The following is a 20,109-nucleotide window of genomic DNA, read 5'->3' as shown; positions in this document are numbered from 1 at the left end:
TAATTACTTAATTAAATTTCCTCTTTCACTTGCTACTACAATTTCACCAGACTTAATTTTGTTAAATACATCATTAACTTTTGTTAAAGTATCAGAACTTAAGTTTGGATTTTCTTTTGGTAAACCAATTCCATCATTTTTTGCATCATAAGTTAAAGTTTGTCCACCAGGGAATTTTTTATCTTTTTCAGCTTTAACCATATCAGAAGCTGCTTTTGCAACACCTTTCATTGCTGAAGTTAAAATGACTGATTTGTTATCTTTATAAACACCATCAGCGTACTGATCTACGTCTACACCAACAACCCAAACTTCTTTACCACTAGCTACTCTGTTTTTAGCTTCAGTAATAGCACCTTGTCCTACTCCACCTGCTGCAGTGAAAATCGCTTTAACACCGCGGTCATACATTTGAGCTGCAATTTGTTGACCTGCTGCTTTGTCTGTAAAGCTTCCAGAATAAACTACGTTATTAGCTTTTAAAGTAATGCTTGTTCCAAGTTTTTCGTTTGCATATTTAATACCTTGTTGGAATCCCCAGTTATATTTTTGAACTGCTGGAATTTCCATACCACCGATAAATCCAACGTCACCAGTTTTTAATTGAACTGCTGTTGCAATACCAGCTAGGTAGCCAGCTTCATGTTCTGCGAAGAAAATTGAAACTGTGTTACCTTTTACATTTGGAGTAAAATCTTTAGCTGTGTGTGGAGTACCATCGATAATTACAAATTTGTCATCTTTATATTTATCTTGCGCTTTATTAATTGCTGTTTCAAATTTATAACCAGGAGTTATGATAAATTGAAACCCTGCATCATTTAAATTACCGATTTCTTTTAAGTAATCAGCTTCAGTTTCACCAGCAGGCTTTAAGTATTTTGTATCTTGCTTAAGATTGAAACCTAAATCTTTAGCTCCAGCTTGGATCCCTTCCCAAGTACCTTGGTTAAATGACTTATCGTCAATCGTACCAGAGTCAGTTACCATCCCTACTTTAAATGCGCCTTTTGCGTCTTTTGTATCTCCACCTTTACCACAAGCACCTAAAATTGTACCTGCTGCTAAGGCCATTGAAAGAACAAGACCAGCTTTTTTCATCTTCATAAAAATTTTGCCCCCTTAAATTTTTATTTACATTTGTACTAGCTTGGTTTATAATCGTTATCTTAACGATCCACCTCCCTAATAATTTAATGAAATTTCAGTAAACAACATTTGAAAACCAGCCAAACTTTATTTTTCGTAAATATTAATTTGGCTATACAATTTAATTTCTTTTTCTTAAAACATTAAAGCTGAACTGATCCGCTCTGAAGTAATTATAAGAATGTAAAACTGCGCGGTTTAAATCGTCAAAATGTAATTGCTCGATTAATAATAATGAAACATCTGGTTCACACTGTAATAAAGGAGAAACTTTATCGTGGTAACCGATCGGTTCAATTCTTGCACTTGAATATTCGATATTTCGACCAGTTTCTTTTTTGATGAATGAAAAGAATGAATGATCTTCATATGATGGAACCTGTTTAAAATAATTAGTCGGTAATTTATCAATGCAATAAACTACAGGTTCACCATTAGCTGTTCGAATTCTTTCTACTACATGCATTCGATCATCTTCAGTGATTGTGAAGCTTTTTAAATCTTCTTTCGTTGGAACTAATAGTTTAGAAGATAGAAAGATTGTACCAGGCTCTTTACCTGCTTCAATAATCATTTCTGAGACACTACTTAATTGTTCAATGCCTGTCCTAAAAATTGGTTTCGGTTTCACAAACGTACCGACTCCGTGTCTTCTAACTAAGATATTTTCTTCTTCTAAAACCCTTAATGCTTCTCTTAATGTTGCTCTTGATACTCCAAATATTTTAGATAACTCATACTCTGATGGTAACTTATGATGTGGCAAGTAAATACCATTCTCAATATCTTGTTTAATTCGATCCATCACTTGGAGATAAAGTAATCTGGTGTCTGTTTTAATCTTCATTTCCCATCCCCCAAACTTCGGATTTCAGACATCAGTTGTTAGACATCTGTCGTATAATCCTTCTTTACTATACTGTTATTTTTTACTCATTTCAACATTTTTTTGTAAACGCTTTATTTTTTATTTCGTTAATGAATCATTTGTTTATATTTAACAAGAAAAAACTCTTATAATCTACTGTTCCACTTAGTGAAAAAGCTAGATTATAAGAGTTTTTGATTTTCGTAAATATAAATCATTTCTCCATAATAATGCTTTTTCCCCATAGTATTGCAAATATTGGTTGCAATGTAGAAACTTCCGACCCATTATGTCGATATTATATGAGGACTATCAATTTATCTGAAGAAATAATATCATTCTATGTCTAAAAATGTCAACAATGTTTCGACAATTTTTTCTTTTTGCTAAGACAAGGCTTGCTCATCTTCCACTGGTTTACTAATTAATACTTCCCTAGGTTTGCTACCTTCATACGGACCAACTATTCCATTATCTTCCATTGCATCAATTAGTCTGGCAGCTCTTGTATAACCAATTCTAAATCTTCTTTGAAGTAGTGATACCGAGGCTGATTGCATATTTGTTACTAACTCAACCGCTTCATTATAAAGATCATCATCTACTTCAGATTTTCCATCTTTTTCCTCTTTCACCATCATTTCTTCTTGGTATTGTGCCTTTTGTTGAGAGATTGAAAACTCGACTACTCTTTCAACTTCATCATCAGATAAAAATGCACCTTGTACTCGGATTGGTTTAGATGCACCAATTGGTTGATATAACATATCTCCTCTTCCTAATAGTTTTTCTGCTCCGCCAGTATCAAGAATTGTTCGAGAATCTGTTTGAGAAGATACACTAAAAGCAATTCGGGAAGGTATATTTGCTTTAATGACCCCTGTAATAACATCAACAGACGGTCGTTGTGTTGCAATAATTAAATGAATACCCGCTGCACGAGCCATTTGAGCTAATCTAGTGATTGAATCTTCCACGTCACTCGAAGCTACCATCATTAAGTCAGCTAACTCATCAACAATCACAACGATAAATGGTAATAAAGGTTGCTTCGAATCGGTCATCGTATTATTTTGTCTAGTTAATTCGTTATAACCTTCGATATTTCTAGTACCTGAATGAGAAAAAAGCTCATATCTTCTTTCCATTTCACTAACAACTTTTCTTAATGCTTGTGAAGCCTTTTTAGGGTTTGTAACAACCGGTGTTAGCAAATGAGGAATACCATTATAAATATTTAATTCAACCATCTTCGGATCAATCAGCATTAGCTTTACTTCAGATGGTTTTGCATTCATTAGGATACTAACAATGATTCCATTTATACATACACTTTTCCCACTACCTGTCGCACCAGCCACTAGTAAATGCGGCATTTTATTAAGCTCAGCAAATACAGCATCACCAGCAATATCTTTTCCTAACGATACAGCTAATGGATTTTGTAATTTCGGATTTTTAGCTTCGAGAACTTCTCTTAATAATACAGTCGTTATATTCGTATTAGGCACTTCAATTCCTACAGCAGATTTACCTGGAATCGGAGCTTCAATTCGAATGTCTTTGGCTGCAAGTGCAAGTGCTAAGTCATCACTTAGATTTACAATACGACTAACTTTTACCCCTGCTTCAGGGTATACTTCATATTTTGTTACAGCAGGTCCATGATGTACTTTTGTTACTGTAGCCTTTACACCAAAACTTTGAAATGTTCTTTCAAGCTTGTCCGCGTTTTCCTTTAGTTTGGATTCATTTTCACGTTTTTTAGCACCCTTTGGGTAGGCTAATAAATCCATTGATGGTAATACGTAATCTACCTTATCATCCATTCCTACTTCTGCAACTGGCAATTCAATTGACTGATCGTCTTCCTCTGCAAAATGAGCCTGGATTTGATTTGAATTATTTGCAATAATCAATTCTGGTTCCTTAGGTGGCTGATATGTAGGAGAATATTCGATTTGAATTTCTTTTTTCGGCTCGATGATTTCATCTTCATATGAATTTTTAACTTGGTAATTTAAACTATTACCAGTAGACACCTCTACTTCATTATCATTGTCTTCATACGAATCTTTCTTTGCTTTTCTCTTTTGCTTAGCTTCAGCTCTTCTACTAGTAGTTTTTTGTTCACGACCACGTTTCCAAAAATTTGCAAAATCCTTCCAGCTATCTGAAATTAAATTTCTTACTTTTGGCATGATATATTGATAGATATAACCACCAAGTGGCTTACCAGTAATAAATAAAACTCCCGCAACAATTGCAATAATTCCGAATAGAATCGCACCCGTTCGATCAAATAAGAAATATAAAACTGCAAAAAGTATCGCTCCAATCATACCTCCACCAAGATCCACCGTACTAATTTTTCCTTTGGCTTCAATTAAAAATAAATCTAGCGTACTTTTTATGACAGATTGATCATGAAATTGATTATTTTTTGCTAATAAATCAAATAGAGTAACATGACTAAACATCAATATACTAAAGAAGATTAACATTCCACCAATCGTAATACTCGAAACAAATGGAGGTCTTTTTCGATAAATTATGCTATATGCAGATAAACCGATGATAAATAGAAAACTAAGCATGTACCATTCTCCAAAGAAAAATCTCAAGAATAATACAAAAGCTTTACCTACAATACCAAGCTTTAAAATTGTTACGATTGATAGTGCTAAAAATATTAATCCACTAATTTCATACCATATTGAACCATTACCACTTACTGATTTTCGAGCTTTTGACTTTTGCTGCTTCTGCTTTGCCATGTAATTCACCCCCATCAAAATTTGCAGATTCGCCAAAGAAAGCAGCCTTTTGGCTGCTTTCTTAAATTGAATTTATTATAACATATCAGAACATATGTTTACCATGTATTGTTAATAATTACCTCAAGTTGGAAGAACTAAAATTCTTTGACCAGGTGTATATTGCATAAAATGCTGCGGATCGGTACTTACAATTCTTTTAATTTCAAAAGCAGTACCCCCAACACTATCAACCAACATTGGGACACCATTGTATTCCAAAAACTGCTGCGATGTGTATTCTTGTTGATCAACAGGAAAAATCGATTCAATTGGCATTATTGTATAAAGAATCAAAATTCATTCTCCTCTTTATTAGATTTTTCTTTTCGTTCATCAATTAATTCCTGCAACTTGCTTAGTGCTTGCCCAATTCCACCTACATCATCAATTAGTCCATATTTTACTGCATCTCCACCGACTACATTTGAGCCGATATCTCTTGTTAAATTACCTTTTGTAAACATTAATTCCTTGAAACGTTCTTCTGTAATATTCGAATGCTTCGTAACAAAACGAGTTACCCTTTCTTGCATCTTATCAAGATATTCAAATGTTTGTGGAACACCAATCACTAAACCTGTTAGACGAATTGGATGAATCGTCATTGTTGCTGTTTCAGCAATAAATGAATAGTCAGTACTTACTGCAATCGGTACTCCGATACTATGTCCACCGCCTAAAACGATTGATACAGTAGGTTTCGTTAATGTCGCAATCATTTCTGATATCGCAAGGCCTGCTTCCACATCTCCACCAACTGTATTTAGAACAATTAATAATCCTTCAATCTTAGGATTTTGTTCTATTGCCACTAATTGCGGGATTAAATGTTCATATTTAGTTGTCTTGTTTTGAGGCGGTAATGCCACATGCCCTTCAATTTGTCCAATTATCGTTAGACAATGGATTTTTGAATCATTGCTTGCTGGAACATTTGTTTGTCCTAATTGCTGAATTTTTTCAACAATGCTCATATCCTTTTGATCATTTGGCTTTGGAGGTGCATCTTCGTTTGGAATAGGTGTTTCATTATTTGAATTTGTCAAAACGGTTCCCCCTATCATTTTTCATACAAGTTAGTATGTGAAAATAATAAGGAAATCATACCCATCTTGAAATAAGAAGTAACTCGTTATTTTAACTTATACTTCCATTAATATTGGAAGAATCATTGGTCTTCTTTTTGTTTCTTCATATAAGTAAGCGCTTAATCCATCTCTTATTGAATTTTTTAATAAGGTCCATTCAATTTGATCATTTTGTAACATTTTTTCTGTAATGTCTTTAACAATTTCAGTTGATCTAGTTATTAATTTTTCGGACTCACGAACATATACAAAGCCACGAGTTATAATTTCTGGACCTGATATAATTGCTTTTTTTTGCTTGTTAAATGTTACCACAACGATTAGTATTCCATCTTGAGAAAGTAGCTTACGATCACGTAATACGATATTTCCAACATCACCGACACCAATTCCGTCAATTAAAACATTGCCAACTTCAATTTTTTCAGTACGTGAAGCTTGACCATTTTTAAACGAAACGATGTCCCCTTTTTCAAGAATAAAAATATCTTCTTTTGCCATTCCTACTTCTTGTGCAATATGTGAATGTGCTTTTTGCATTCGATATTCACCATGAACTGGTATGAAATATTTTGGCTTCATTAATTCAAGCATTAATTTTAATTCTTCTTCATATCCATGGCCAGATACATGTACCTTTTTATAACCATAAATAACATTTGCGCCAGCTCTAAATAATAGATTAATCGAAGATGAAACTAACATTTCATTTCCTGGAATAGGTGTTGCCGCCATTAGTACAGTATCACCTTTTCGGATTGAAACTTGTTTATGTGTACCTTTTGCAATTTTTGAAAGAGCTGCCATCGGTTCTCCTTGAGTACCTGTTGTAAGGATAACAATATCTCTTTCTTTATAATTATCTGTATCCACAACTGAAATCATTAAATCATCAGGAATCGATAAATAATCTAATTCCTTTGCTATTTCTATCGATTTCATCATACTGCTTCCGACTACTGCTAGTTTTCTACCAGAAGCTACACTTGCATCAATAACTTGCTGAATTCGATAGATATTTGAAGAAAAGCAAGCTACTAAAACTCTTCCTTTTGCATTCATTATTTCTTTTTTTATTTCTTCCGATACTTTCTTTTCAGACCCCGAGAATCCTTGTCTTTCTGCGTTTGTGCTATCAGATAGCAAACATAAGACACCTTTATCTCCAATTAATGCTAGTTTACCTAGATCAGCACCTGGATAAGGACTTTTCGATTGATCAAATTTGAAGTCTCCCGTAAAAACGACAGCACCTTGTGGTGTATTTACACAAAATCCAAATGAATCTGGAATACTGTGAGTAGTCCTAAAAAAACTAATTGAACTATTTTCAAATGTTAAGAAAGTAGTTTCGTCATATAGTTCAAATTGCTCAAGGGTTTTAATACCCTTTTCACTTAATTTTTCTCTTATAAATAAATAAGCTAATTTATTCGTGTAAAATTTTACTTGTGGAAGTTTATTCATAATATATGGAATTGCACCAATATGATCTTCATGTCCATGTGTTATAAAAACACCTACTACTTTATGTGCATTTTTTTCTAAATAACTTACATCAGGTATGACATGATCTATTCCGTACATTTCTTGGTCAGGAAATTTCAAACCTGCATCTAACACGTAAATCAAATCACCAACTTCGACTATATACATGTTTTTTCCGATTTCTCCGACGCCCCCAAGGGCAAAAACTTTTACTTGTTCCTTCATTTCCTTCACCACAACCTGTTCCTCCTAGTTAATTCTTTAAATTTACAGACCGTTCAAAATCTTACAAACATTATATCCTAGTCCGAACAGGTAAAACAAGATACATTCTTCCTTAAATAGGAAAATCGGATTACTTTTGGGATGTATTTTTAATCATTTTTAAAGCATAAATTGTTATAGCGAACATAAAAAAGAAAAATTGTTGTTTCTACATCTTCTTTCTTCTTAACGATAGTAGTAAAGATTATCTTATCTCTTATTCTCTTTTAACTTCTTTTTAATAAAGTAATTTATAAAACTTTCAATGGTGAAAAAATGACAGAGTCAGCTCTTTGGTGTTGTCCAAAAGTGTCTAGATTGAATTTCTTTATTTATAGTAATTGAATGGTCAATTATTATTTATTGTTGGAATATGAATATGTTAGAAAAGGAGGATCGATATGAATTTTAATGATAGGGAGCCCCCAAAAATGAATCTTTCTAAATTTGTAGATGAACTACCAATCCCACCAATTTTAAAACCTCACTGGAAAGATCATTTTTATACTTATTACGAAGTATCGATGACGGAGTTTAAGCAATCGCTCCATAGTGAGCTAAATGACTCAACTGTTTGGGGGTATGAAGGAAGCTATCCTGGACCTACAATTAAAGTAGAAAAAGATGAAATCGTGTTTATTAAATGGATCAATGACCTCCCAAATAAACACCTGTTTCCGATAGATTATACTGTTCATGGTGCTCATAAAGATGTCCCTGATGTAAGGACAGTTGTACATGTACATGGTGCTTGTGTTGAACCTGAAAGTGATGGCTATCCTGAAGCTTGGTTTACAAAAGGCTATAAACAAGTTGGTCGTTATTTTAGTAAGCAAGTATATCGATATGATAATTGCGATTGTGCATCTACACTTTGGTACCATGATCATGCACTTGGTATTACAAGGCTTAATATTTATGCTGGTTTAGTAGGATTCTATCTAATTAGTGATCAGAAAGAAAGTTCATTAAATTTACCGAATGAGAAATATGATGTTCCGCTATTGATACAAGATAAAAGTTTTAATCATGATGGTTCACTTTATTATCCAAAACAACCAGAGCAACCAATCAAAGAACTACAAACGACTATTATCCCGGAATTTATTGGTGATACAGTGATCGTGAATGGTAAAGTTCATCCCTATTTAAAAGTTGAACCAAGAAAGTATCGATTTAGGTTATTAAACGGTTCTAACTCACGCTTTTTTCGGTTAAAGCTTGATACTGGTCAACTTATGTATCAAATCGCAACTGAGGGTGGATTCATGCAGCATCCGATTGGAATAAACGAGCTCATGTTATCACCTGCAGAACGAGCAGAAGTAATCATCGATTTTACGAATCTTGAAGGTAAGAAGATAATTATGCTCAATGATGCTCCTACCCCATTTCCATCTGGAAAACCTGTTGATGAAAATACGGGAACAGTGATGCAATTTCAAGTTACATTGCCATTGTCAAACGTGGATACGAGTATGATACCAGCAAATATGGTAACAATTCCAAAAATGAATGAACAATCTGTTTCAATGAAGCGATACTTAACATTAGATCATAAGATGGATCAATATGGACGAGAAATTATGTTATTGGATAATAAACATTGGGATGCCCCCATTACAGAAAGTCCGAAATTAGGAACGACCGAAATATGGTATTTAATTAACTTAACGCCAGATGCTCATCCTATCCATCTACATTTAATTAATTTCCAAATCTTAGATCGTAGAAACTTTGATGTAGAAAAGTTTAAAAAGGAAAGGATCATTCATTACACAGATCCACCGTTTCCACCAACGCCACAAGAATGTGGATGGAAGGATACCGTTCAAGCTAATCCAAATCAAGTAACTAGAATAATCATGAGATTTGGGGCATTCACAGGATTGTATGTTTGGCACTGTCATATGTTGGAACATGAAGATTATGAAATGATGAGACCATTTATTGTGATTCAATAGGAGAATTCTATTTTTTTGAGGATGAGTCCATCCAATAATAAAAAAACCACTTACTTTATCCAAATTAATCGGATTATTTGTAAGTGGTTTTGTTATTAATTACTTTGTAATGCTTCGTCTAATTTATTTATTAATATACCGATCGTTGTGCGTTCAGCTTCTGAAAGTGGTACAAGCGGTAAACGTACTCCACCAACATCTAAACCTTTCATCTGTAAAGCTGTTTTGATTGGACCTGGACTTGGAGCCATGAAGAATCCCTCAAATAATGGTAATAGTTTACGGTGTAAGAATTGTGCTTTAGCCATATCTCCTGTGAAGAAGCTTTCAGCTAATTGCTGCATTTCATTTCCTAACACGTGTGATGCAACTGAAACAGTTCCCTTTGAACCAATTGCAAATGCAGGTAGTGTTAGACCGTCGTCACCACAATATAATTCAAAATCTTCAGGAGTACGATCAATAATTTCTGTCATTATGCTTAAATTACCCGTCGCATCTTTAATTGCCACTACATTCGGAATTTCTGCTAATCTTACAACTGTATCTACAGTAAGGCTAGCAACTGTTCTACCTGGTACATTATATAACATTACCGGCAGTTCAGTACTTTCCGCTGCGGCTTTAAAGTGTTGATATAGTCCTTCTTGGTTTGGTTTATTATAATAAGGTACAACTACCATTATTGCATCTACACCTAAAGCAGAAACCTTTTTCGTTAATTCCACTGTTTCACGAGTATTATTACTTCCCGTACCTGCGATTACAGGTACTCTTCCAGCTACAGTTGAAACAACATGGCTAATTAATGCTAACTTTTCTTCAGAAGTTAACGTTGGAGATTCTCCAGTTGTTCCACAAACTACGATTGAATCCGTGCCATTATCAATTAAGTAGTTCACAAGTTTTGTTGTTTTTGCGAAATCTATATTTCCTTTTGAATCAAAAGGTGTTACCATCGCTGTTGAAATTTTACCAAATCTACTCATTGTTCCACTCCGATCAAATATTAATCCATTTTAACTGAACTAAGTTCAAATGCATCATGCAGTGCAGTAACTGCTTCGACCATATCTTCATTTTTAACAAGCACCCAAATAGTTGTATGACTGTCAGCTGATTGCAAAATTTGAATCCCTTTTTCAGCTAATGCAGTTACAATTTTTGAAGTTACGCCTGGTACTCCTGCGATTGCCGCTCCTACTATTGATACTTTTGCACATCCTGTAGTATATGAAGGCTCATACCCAATTCCTTTTAAAACATCAATCGCTTTTGAAGCTACTTCATCACTTACAGTGTATACTACACCATTAGGTGAGATATTAATAAAGTCTACACTAATTCCTTTATTTGCCATAGCTTTAAAGACTTGAGAGTGTAGGTCAAAAGTATGTTCCTTTGAAGTTACTCTAATTTGCGTAACATTCGGTACATGTGCGATTCCTGTAATTAAACGGTCTTGAATATTTTCACCAATAATTCTTTTAGTAGGATTCGAAGTTACAAGTGTACCTAAACTATTTGAATAAGTTGAACGAATTCGAATAGGTACCTTCCCTTGCATCGCGATTTCTACAGCTCTAGGATGAATTACTTTTGCTCCTTGATATGCCATATTGCAAATTTCTGCATAAGTAACAACTGATAAAGGTCTTGCTTCTTTTACAATTCTTGGATCTGCTGTCATTACGCCTTCAACGTCAGTAAAGATTTCAATTGTTTCTGCACCAACAGCAACGCCAAGTGCAGAAGCAGAAGTATCACTACCACCTCTACCTAAAGTCGTAATATCACCATTAGATGTTGATCCTTGGAATCCTGCGACTACTACTACATCATAGTTTTCTAGTTCTTTAATTAGACGGCCACATTTCATATCAAGAATTTTTGCATTTCCAAATTCATCATTTGTTCGAAAACCTGCCGTTGCACCTGTCATTGCCATTGCATGAATACCGTTTTCATTCAATAAATTTGAAAAAACAATCGATGAAATTGTTTCACCACATGACATTAATAAATCAAGTTCTCTTTGTGTAACTTTACTTTTTTTTGCGCCAACTAAATTTAATAGTGTATCTGTTGCATATGGTTCACCTTTTCGTCCCATAGCAGAAACAACTACTACTAATTTATATCCTTTTTCTAATGCTTCTTTTATATGCTTAAGTGCGTGCTCTCTTCCATTTTCGTCACGTACTGAAGTCCCTCCAAATTTTTGGACTAATATTTTCATTCTTGCACCTCTCTAGCAGTTTTCACTAAATGATGCTTAACTCAATTAATCTTTCAGCAATTTGCACTGAATTCCAAGCAGCACCTTTTAATAGATTATCTGAAACGATCCATAAGTGGAATCCATTTGGATTATCTAAGTCTTTACGGATACGTCCTACAAATACTTCATTACTTCCAATACTGTAAAATGGCATTGGATATAGTTGTTGTTCTGGATCATCTTGTAAAACAATTCCAGGTGCATCACTTAAAAGTGATTTAAGTTCAGCAACCGATACTTCCTTATCAACTTCAATGTAAACTGACTCAGAGTGACCAGAAATTACAGGAAGTCTTACACAAGTTGCGCTAATTTGTAATTCAGGTAAATGCATGATTTTTTTCGTTTCATTAATCATTTTCATTTCTTCATAAGTATATCCATTCTCAGTAAATACATCGATTTGTGGAATTGCGTTAAAAGCAATTTGATAATGTTTCTCACCACTTTTTACCGGTAATACTGATGGAGTTGCTTCTTCACCATTTAAGAATGCTTGCGCTTGTTCCTTTAATGCTTCGATTGCTGTAACTCCAGCACCAGAAACGGCTTGGTAAGTTGAAACTACTACTTTATTTAAACCAATTGATTGACGAATTGGTTCTAGGGCAACAACCATTTGGATTGTTGAACAGTTAGGATTTGCAATAATACCTTTATGATTAAATAAATCTTTGTCATTTACTTCAGGTACAACTAAAGGTACATCTTCAGCCATTCTAAATGCACTAGTGTTATCTACTACTACTGCCCCTCTTTTAACTGCTTCAGGAGCTAGATCTTTTGATACTGATCCACCAGCACTAAATAAAGCAATATCAACACCTTCAAAAGCTTCAGGAGTAGCTTCCTGTACGATTACTTCTTCACCTTTATAAGTTAATTTAGTCCCTGCTGAACGTTTTGAAGATAAATATTTAATTTCTTTTACTGGAAAATTTCTTTTCTCCAATGTTGCAATCATTTGTTGTCCAACTGCTCCAGTTGCACCAACTACAGCTACTACATAACTTTGTTTATTCCCCACTTTTTTTGCACCATCCCTGTTTTCACTTTTATTAAATAGTTTACGTCAAATGAAGTTTATATTCAAAGGTTTTCGCTTGAATAATTGATTTCATAGTAACGAGTATGTATCCTAATGACACATACTCAATTTTCTTCATTCTAACATAGAAAAAATATTTCAGTCCTATTTTTTCTAAAATATTTATTGGAGATCGCGATATTTTTCAACTAAAACAGGTTGAAGTTGTTTTCCTTCAATAGAAGATTTCACTGTATCAAGTAACGAATCCATTCTTGCCACTAATGAATTCGGTTTTTTTATTGGATCATCTTGACCAAAGGGAATAAAATAGATATTTTTTGTACTCATTAATCGCATTAAATTTTGACCTAGAGGATAATACCTATTTAAACGGAATATCTTTGATTGGGACGGTAATATATTGACTTTAAAGGGAGCCGATTAAAGGATTTAAAAGGGGATTGAAACAAAAAATTAAACTTAGCAAAATAATTTTTAAGATCTCACCCTAATGATTGTAATGAACGATATATTTAGCGTAAACCGAATCAAGTTGTTTTTTTATGCAAGTATTATAAAATGTTTGTTTATAATCTGAAAATAGTACCTTTAAAAACCGATCTCTTATTGATTTAATCGTCAAATTATGAAACCGCAAATAGGTTTCAGTCCAAAATACCATATTGTTTGAAAAAGTTTCATCGTCGATTTCAAAAAATGTCCGTACAGCTCGAACGCCAATATTCCCCATTAAAACGGTCACATCTTCAACGTCAACATTTGCATCTAGTTCAAAAATAATAATCTCATAGTCGTTTCTAGTTCTATTATTTGCACCCTTAATTGAATAACCGATCAATTCACCATTTGTAAGATTAAAAGCAACTACACCTTTAGCATAATCTAAAGCCCAGTTATTATAAGCTAGTTCTAAGACATCTTTTGTTCTGACATTTAAAATTAAATGATCAGCAAGCTTTCGTTCGATCAATTTTTCTTTTGAAAACAATTGTTTTCTTAAATGATATTCGATAATAACCAACATTCCTCTCTATGATGAATATTTAGATCACTATCACTATAATTACGATCGTTATGTAAAAAAAATGACAGATTTTTGAGTAATCTGTCTCAGAAATTTTTTTAAATACATGAATCATCCTTGATCATGGTCACTATTATATCTGCAGATAAATTGAATGCATATTTAGTTTTTTACCGTTGTAAAAAGTAAAAAATATTGTTTTACTAAGCAATTAAATTTTGAAATAATAGCTAATTCTTCATTACTCAAGATAGCAAATAAAAAAGCACCCCTTTATAGGTGCTTCCTATTAATTTCATCTTACTAATCATGTTTCTTATACAATTCTTCTTTAACGATCTTCCAGCCAATCGTATGAATTTCTTCAATAATTTTCTTTTTATTTTCTTCTGTAACATCATTTGGTGCAATTATATTCACTTTTGTTTTTCCAAATTGATAGGTAGCAGTAAATTCTGTTTGTTTACTCAGTATCACCACCCCCATAATTCATTGTATGTTTAGTTTTATGATGGACTAACCAACCTTTTATAGCTGATTGATTCAAAAATTAATTAATTCCTAATATAGACATATATATAGTCTATGAGGTGATTAAATGGAACGCGTTGCATTGTACTTGCGTAAAAGTCGAGCAGATTTAGATGCAGAAGCTAGAGGTGAAGGTGAGACCTTATCAAAGCATAAGGAGCAGCTTTTAAAATTCGCTAAGGAAAAAAATTTAAATATAATTTGTATCCGACAGGAAATTGCATCTGGTGAATCGCTTGTTTACCGGCCAGAAATGTTAAAGCTCTTACAAGAAGTTGAAGAATTTAAATATGATGGCGTATTAGTAATGGATATGGACCGTCTTGGACGCGGTAATATGAAGGAGCAGGGTATTATTTTAGAAACATTTAAATCTTCTAGAACAAAAATTATTACACCAAGAAAGACCTATGACCTTCATGATGAGTTTGATGAGGAATACAGTGAATTTGAGGCCTTTATGGCACGAAAAGAATTAAAAATAATTACACGTAGGCTACAACGAGGTCGAGTTTTATCAGTCCAAAGAGGAAATTATTTAGGAAGTTTTGCACCTTATGGATATGAAATTTATGAAACGAAGGAATTCCGCTCTTTACGAATTAATAGCAATCAGGCAAAGGTAGTAAAAAGTATTTTTGAATGGTATACGAAAGATTTAATTGGTGCAAATGAAATTGCTAAACGTTTAAATCAACTGAATATCCCTTCCTATACTGGGAAAAAGTGGAGTTACCATTCCATTTTGGAAATGATCAAAAATCCTATTTATATCGGTAAGGTGACTTGGAATAAAAAATCTAATAAGGGTAAAAGAAAGCCAAAATCTGATTGGTTAATTGTTGATGGAAAACATGAAGCAATCATTGACCTTACTATATACAACTCAGCGCAAGCTATTTTAAATAGTCGTTACCATGCCCCTTATAATAGTAAATTAAGTAATCAGCTAGCTGGAATAATGTTTTGCAGTAAGTGTGGATCAAAATTACAGCAGCGTTATCCAAAAGGCAAGCCTAGACAAATTGTGTGTACAAATAACCGTTGTAACACTCGCTCTTCCTATACTCATTTAATTGAAGAGAAACTCTTAAAAGGGTTAGAAATTTGGTTAAAAGAATACAAAATAAGTTTTACAAATCAAACAGATGAAGAAGATTTTGAAATAATTAATTTAAAAAAACAGGCGCTTAAACAAATCGAAAATGATTTAAACGAAGTAGTAAAACAAAAAAATAATTTATTTAATTTACTAGAACGTGGTGTTTATGATGAATCGATATTCAATGAACGTTCTGAAATCCTCTCTAATCAACTAGAAGACCTTGCAAATAGTAAGACGTTAATTTTGGAAGAACTCGCTTTATATTACAATAGAGGGTTGCTAAACGAACAATTTATTCCAACCTGTGAAAAAGTGTTAGATTTATATTACAAAACAACTGATACTGAACTTAAAAATCGTCTCCTTAAATCAGTTTTATTTAAAGTTGAGTATCAAAAAGAGCCACATCAAAAACTAGATGATTTTACACTTATACTTTACCCAAAGCTCCCTAGGTGATCTCTTGTTCATGATTAGGTATTACCATCTAAGTCACATTAAATTAGTTCCATTTAAACCTAAAGCATCGTTTGTAGAAATACCTAAAACAACAGGTTTTCCATTTCTTAATGTAGCCTTAGCTGCCATTAATACAGGGCTATCAGTTTGAGCATTAGCGAACTTACTCATTGAATTTCCTGTTAACGGTGCAATTACCATACAATCTAATTGTACTTTTGGACCAAATGGTTCTGCTCCTACAATTGAATCAACTGTTTTACGCCCTGTAATTTCTTCTATTTTTTCAATCCAGTCTTCTCCTACTCCAAAACGAGTTGTTGTGCTTTTTACAGTAAAAGTAACAACAGGGTATACGTCAGCTCCATCATCCACTAACTTTTGAATTTGTGGTACTACCTCTTCATAAGTACAATGTGATCCTGTAATACCAAATCCAATTTTCTTACCTTTCAACGTCATTTTTGTTGCTCCTTCCTTTTATCTAAATCTACCTTTAATAGCTGTGTTAGTACGTTTCCAATTATTTGACCTGCTGTTTTAGGAGCAACGATTCCTGGTAAACCTGGTGCTAGTAATGCCTTAATACCTCTTTTTTCAGCATAACGAAAATCTGTTCCTCCAGGTTTAGAAGCTAAATCAATGATTAATGAATGAGGTTGTAATTTTGAAATGACACTTGCTGTCACGATTTGAACTGGAACAGTATTAATTACAACATCTACATCCTTTAAAGCCTCTTCAATATTCTTAAATTCAAAAGCTTCTAAGCCCATTTCAACAATTCTAGCAATATGTTCTGATTTACGAGCCCCTACTTTAACTTTTGCGCCCAAATTATGAAAAGACCTCGCGACACTCATTCCTGTACGACCTAAACCTAATACGGCTACTTTCGAATTATGAATTGTATATTCCGTATGTTGAATAACCATCATAATCGTACCTTCAACGGTCGGAATACTATTATAAATAGCTACATCGTCTCGTTCAAATAATTTTACTAACTTTCGATTTGAAGCTGTAACTATACTATCTAAGTAAGAGTTACTTATTCCAGAGTAAATCGTACAATGAGAAGGAGTACTGTCTAAAATTTCTTTTGTCAGCACTACTTTCTCATTTGAAAAAATTGTATCGACAACTCCTTCAATATTCGTACCAGGTACAGGTAGAAGGATTGCATCTAGATCTTCAAAATTTGCATCTGCCATTAATTCTTTTGATGCACTGGTAAAGCCACTATCTAATTGTTCAAAACCTATTAATGTTACCTTTGCGTCTAACTCTGTTAACTTCCGAATAACTTCCAGCTGTCTGGCGTCCCCACCAATAACAGCAATATGCAAGCCAGTTAACATGCAGCATTCACCTTCTTTACTTCACTATGGTAAATGGAAATTAATCTCTTGTAAGCAGGACTACCGCCTAACATCTTTCTCCTAAATATCTTATGAATCTTCCATTGCATTGGTGAAGATTCTTTCTAAAATTAAGGAGCAGTAATGAAAAACTGTTAAAATCTGACTCCATTTATTTTCTGTCTTTTGAAAAATAAAAAAGAAGGCCCTATAAGAGACCTCCTAATTTATCAACTTATTGTTTAATATTTGTTGGAATTACTCCATCAGGACTTACTAATGAAACTGCATAGTCGTCAGTAAAAACAAACTTCGCAATATCATTTACTTTGTCAATTGTTACATCATCTATCAGTTGAATTACTTCATCTAAAGTACGGTGATTACCTAACATTAATTCATTTTTACCATTTCGGCTCATTCTGCTATTTGTACTTTCTAATCCTAACATTAAATTACCTTTTAATTGCTCTTTACAATTATTTAATTCCTTTTCTGTTATTCCATCTGCATTTAATACTTTTAACGTTTCTTGGATTGTTTCAAATAATTGATTTAGTTGACTTTTTCCAGTACCTGCATAAATTGCAACAGTACCGCTATCTTGGTATGCAGAGTGATAAGAAAAAACTGAATATGCAAGTCCTTTTTGCTCACGAACATCTTGGAATAAACGACTACTCATACTACCACCAAGTATATTATTTAGGGCAATTAATGGATATAAATCGCTATGTCCAAGTTCAAGACCTCTATAGCCAACACAAAGATGTGCTTGCTCTGTTTCTTTTTTGCGAGCAATTTGTCCATAATGGATTGTAGGAATTCCAAAGTTTATATCTTTCTTTTTACCCTCATAATTTCCAAATAGATCTTCAACACGTTTAATAAAGGATTCATCTATATTACCCGCAATTGAAATAACTACTTGATCCGGAGTGTAAAAATCTTTCATATACTGACGTAAAGTATCCCCATTAAAAGTTTTTAAAGTTTCTTCTGTACCTAAAATTGGATAACCTAATGGATGAGTTTCATACATAACTTTACTTAATAAATCATGAACTAAATCATCTGGTGTATCATCATACATTTTGATTTCTTCAAGTACAACATTTTTTTCTTTTTCTAATTCACCTTCATCAAAAGTAGAATTAAAAAACATATCTCCTAACACTTCTAACGCGTAATCCGCATGAGTATCTAATACTTTAGCGTAATAACAAGTATATTCTTTTGATGTAAATGCATTTACTTGTCCACCTATTGAATCGAAACTTTCAGCTATTTCTTTTGCGCTGCGTGTTTTAGTACCTTTAAAGAACATATGCTCAAGAAAATGTGATATCCCATTTAGTTCTGACGTTTCATTACTTGAACCTGTTTTAATCCAGACCCCAAGTGCAACTGAACGGACAGTTGAAATATTTTCAATTACTACTCTAACTCCATTTTTGCAAGTATGTCGTACAATCATGTAATGCCTCCTATGTATACACCATCTATTTACACTTTTGTAATAAGATTGAAAAATTTAACTATATTTTACAATCATCTTAACAAAGCTGAAAGTAATTGTCATTTGTTTTCAACTTTTTTAATTGTATCGTACCGTTTTTCATCTAATAAAGTTGAAATATTTACAACTTTTCGACCTGATGCTTCTATGTTTGTAATTAGTTCATCAAGCGCCTCAGCTGTCGGTTTCGTTGGATGCATAAGAACGATTGTACCATTGCCTACTTTTTTCATAACACGATTAATAATGACTTCTCTTGGCGGTTTTTGCCAATCAATCGTATCTGCTGTCCACATAATTGTTTTTAAACCTAAATTTGAAGCGATTTTAACTACTTCATCTCGATAACTACCGCTTGGAGGGGCAAACCATACAACTTTTTGATCGGTTGTAGCTAGTATGACTGAATTTGTTTGGGTTATTTCATTTCTAATTTGCTGACTACCTAATCTTGCCATATCGGGATGTGTATAAGAATGGTTCCCTACTTCTTGGTCTGCAGCAGTGATTAATTGAGCGACAGTTGGATTATTTTTTACCCATCTACCCTCAAGAAAGAAAGTGGCTTTTGCGTTGTGCTTCTTTAATACTTCTAACATTTTCGGAATATATTCATTTCCCCATGCAACATTGATTGTAAATGCTACCATTGGTTTTTCAGGATTCCCTTTATACACTGGTGATGGTGGTAAATCCTTTAAATGAACTTTTGGAGAAACTTCTTTAAATACTAGTTTATTCTTATCAAATTTACCTTTTTCTTTCATTTTCTTATATGACGCATTAACATCGACTGTTAAACCGTTATAGCCAGGTATTGCTTTCCAAACCGAGTCCACATAGGCATCTTTTGGAGGTATCTCGAAAGTTGGCGCTTTTGTTTTGATTTCTTCATATAACCCATTTGTTTTTGCTGTTACAAATGAGGACTTTGAAGTAAAGTTCCTCACATATTGATTGGTATATTGATTTCTAACTACTAAAATTGCTAGAAATAATGCCATAACGAATGCTAAGACTTTTAATCGACTTCTACTCATTTCCTAAACGCCCTCCTACTAGAAGGAATATGATATTTTTTAATAAAATAGAACAAGCTTGCTACAACATATGTACGACTTAATTAGCAATAACTAAT

The 20,109-nt window shown here is 33.3% G+C and carries 16 protein-coding genes, 2 pseudogenes and 1 riboswitch; of the genes and pseudogenes, 2 read left to right on the top strand and 16 right to left on the bottom strand.

All coding sequences use genetic code 11. From position 1 onward, the window contains the following. Positions 1-3 precede the first annotated feature (3 nt). The 6 genes from RAH41_RS00445 to RAH41_RS00420 all read right to left on the bottom strand — a co-directional run bounded on the left by RAH41_RS00445 (position 4) and on the right by RAH41_RS00420 (position 7,649). Positions 4-1,101, bottom strand: coding sequence for a BMP family ABC transporter substrate-binding protein (locus RAH41_RS00445; RefSeq protein WP_331220414.1), 1,098 nt, complete (start codon positions 1,099-1,101; stop codon positions 4-6). Positions 1,102-1,270: 169 nt separating this feature from the next. After that, on the bottom strand, positions 1,271-1,996 hold the full coding sequence (locus RAH41_RS00440; RefSeq protein ID WP_331219785.1) for a GntR family transcriptional regulator: 726 nt from the start codon (positions 1,994-1,996) through the stop codon (positions 1,271-1,273). Between the two features lie 245 nt (positions 1,997-2,241). Further along, positions 2,242-2,343, bottom strand: a riboswitch (purine riboswitch). Between the two features lie 60 nt (positions 2,344-2,403). Next, on the bottom strand, positions 2,404-4,794 hold the full coding sequence (locus RAH41_RS00435) for a DNA translocase FtsK (RefSeq protein ID WP_331219783.1): 2,391 nt from the start codon (positions 4,792-4,794) through the stop codon (positions 2,404-2,406). Between the two features lie 123 nt (positions 4,795-4,917). After that, positions 4,918-5,130 carry a YlzJ-like family protein gene (locus tag RAH41_RS00430; protein WP_025568559.1) on the bottom strand — a complete coding sequence of 71 codons (213 nt, stop codon included), beginning with the start codon at positions 5,128-5,130 and terminating at the stop codon, positions 4,918-4,920. After that, positions 5,127-5,810, bottom strand: a complete 684-nt coding sequence (locus RAH41_RS00425) for a ClpP family protease (protein ID WP_235821793.1) — start codon at positions 5,808-5,810, stop codon at positions 5,127-5,129. The genes RAH41_RS00430 and RAH41_RS00425 overlap by 4 nt, the downstream gene beginning before the upstream one ends. A gap of 168 nt (positions 5,811-5,978) precedes the next feature. After that, positions 5,979-7,649, bottom strand: a complete 1,671-nt coding sequence (locus RAH41_RS00420) for a ribonuclease J (protein ID WP_331219781.1) — start codon at positions 7,647-7,649, stop codon at positions 5,979-5,981. A gap of 458 nt (positions 7,650-8,107) precedes the next feature. Between RAH41_RS00420 and RAH41_RS00415 the strand changes: the two genes are divergently transcribed. Then, entirely contained in the window at positions 8,108-9,640 is a 1,533-nt protein-coding gene (locus RAH41_RS00415; protein ID WP_331220412.1) for a multicopper oxidase, read from the top strand. A 95-nt stretch (positions 9,641-9,735) separates the two neighbouring features. On the opposite strand, the gene dapA is transcribed toward RAH41_RS00415, so the two are convergent. The 6 genes and pseudogenes from dapA to RAH41_RS00385 all read right to left on the bottom strand — a co-directional run bounded on the left by dapA (position 9,736) and on the right by RAH41_RS00385 (position 14,473). Further along, positions 9,736-10,629 (bottom strand): 4-hydroxy-tetrahydrodipicolinate synthase, encoded by an 894-nt coding sequence (dapA, locus tag RAH41_RS00410; RefSeq protein WP_331219779.1) that lies wholly within the window; start codon positions 10,627-10,629, stop codon positions 9,736-9,738. A 20-nt stretch (positions 10,630-10,649) separates the two neighbouring features. Next, positions 10,650-11,879 carry an aspartate kinase gene (gene dapG / locus RAH41_RS00405; protein ID WP_331219777.1) on the bottom strand — a complete coding sequence of 410 codons (1,230 nt, stop codon included), beginning with the start codon at positions 11,877-11,879 and terminating at the stop codon, positions 10,650-10,652. Positions 11,880-11,904: 25 nt separating this feature from the next. Beyond that, on the bottom strand, positions 11,905-12,948 hold the full coding sequence (gene asd / locus RAH41_RS00400) for an aspartate-semialdehyde dehydrogenase (RefSeq protein WP_331219775.1): 1,044 nt from the start codon (positions 12,946-12,948) through the stop codon (positions 11,905-11,907). 183 nt (positions 12,949-13,131) lie between these two features. Further along, positions 13,132-13,320, bottom strand: a pseudogene (gene spoVFB, locus RAH41_RS00395) (dipicolinate synthase subunit B); the annotation flags it as partial. A 139-nt stretch (positions 13,321-13,459) separates the two neighbouring features. Continuing rightward, on the bottom strand, positions 13,460-13,993 hold the full coding sequence (locus RAH41_RS00390) for a hypothetical protein (protein ID WP_331219773.1): 534 nt from the start codon (positions 13,991-13,993) through the stop codon (positions 13,460-13,462). Positions 13,994-14,299: 306 nt separating this feature from the next. Continuing rightward, on the bottom strand, positions 14,300-14,473 hold the full coding sequence (locus RAH41_RS00385; RefSeq protein ID WP_331219772.1) for a cell division protein FtsZ: 174 nt from the start codon (positions 14,471-14,473) through the stop codon (positions 14,300-14,302). Positions 14,474-14,594: 121 nt separating this feature from the next. Between RAH41_RS00385 and RAH41_RS00380 the strand changes: the two genes are divergently transcribed. After that, positions 14,595-16,091 (top strand): recombinase family protein, encoded by a 1,497-nt coding sequence (locus RAH41_RS00380; protein ID WP_331219770.1) that lies wholly within the window; start codon positions 14,595-14,597, stop codon positions 16,089-16,091. 36 nt (positions 16,092-16,127) lie between these two features. Here RAH41_RS00380 and dpaB read toward each other — a convergent pair. From dpaB to RAH41_RS00360, 4 genes and pseudogenes are all read right to left on the bottom strand, one after another. Beyond that, positions 16,128-16,553, bottom strand: a pseudogene (gene dpaB, locus RAH41_RS00375) (dipicolinate synthase subunit B); the annotation flags it as partial. Continuing rightward, entirely contained in the window at positions 16,550-17,452 is a 903-nt protein-coding gene (gene dpaA, locus RAH41_RS00370) for a dipicolinic acid synthetase subunit A (protein WP_331219767.1), read from the bottom strand. The pseudogene dpaB and the gene dpaA, both read right to left, overlap by 4 nt. Positions 17,453-17,687: 235 nt before the next feature. Continuing rightward, positions 17,688-18,929: a pitrilysin family protein gene (locus RAH41_RS00365; protein WP_331219766.1), complete on the bottom strand. Its 1,242-nt coding sequence runs from the start codon at positions 18,927-18,929 to the stop codon at positions 17,688-17,690. Between the two features lie 101 nt (positions 18,930-19,030). Then, a complete protein-coding gene (locus tag RAH41_RS00360; protein ID WP_331219764.1) occupies positions 19,031-20,011 on the bottom strand; it encodes a polysaccharide deacetylase family protein in 981 nt (326 codons plus the stop codon). Positions 20,012-20,109 lie beyond the last annotated feature (98 nt).

Source organism: Gottfriedia acidiceleris (genome assembly GCF_036421055.1).
GTDB lineage: Bacteria > Bacillota > Bacilli > Bacillales > Bacillaceae_G > Gottfriedia > Gottfriedia acidiceleris_C.
This window is presented reverse-complemented; position numbering and strand designations above follow the sequence as displayed.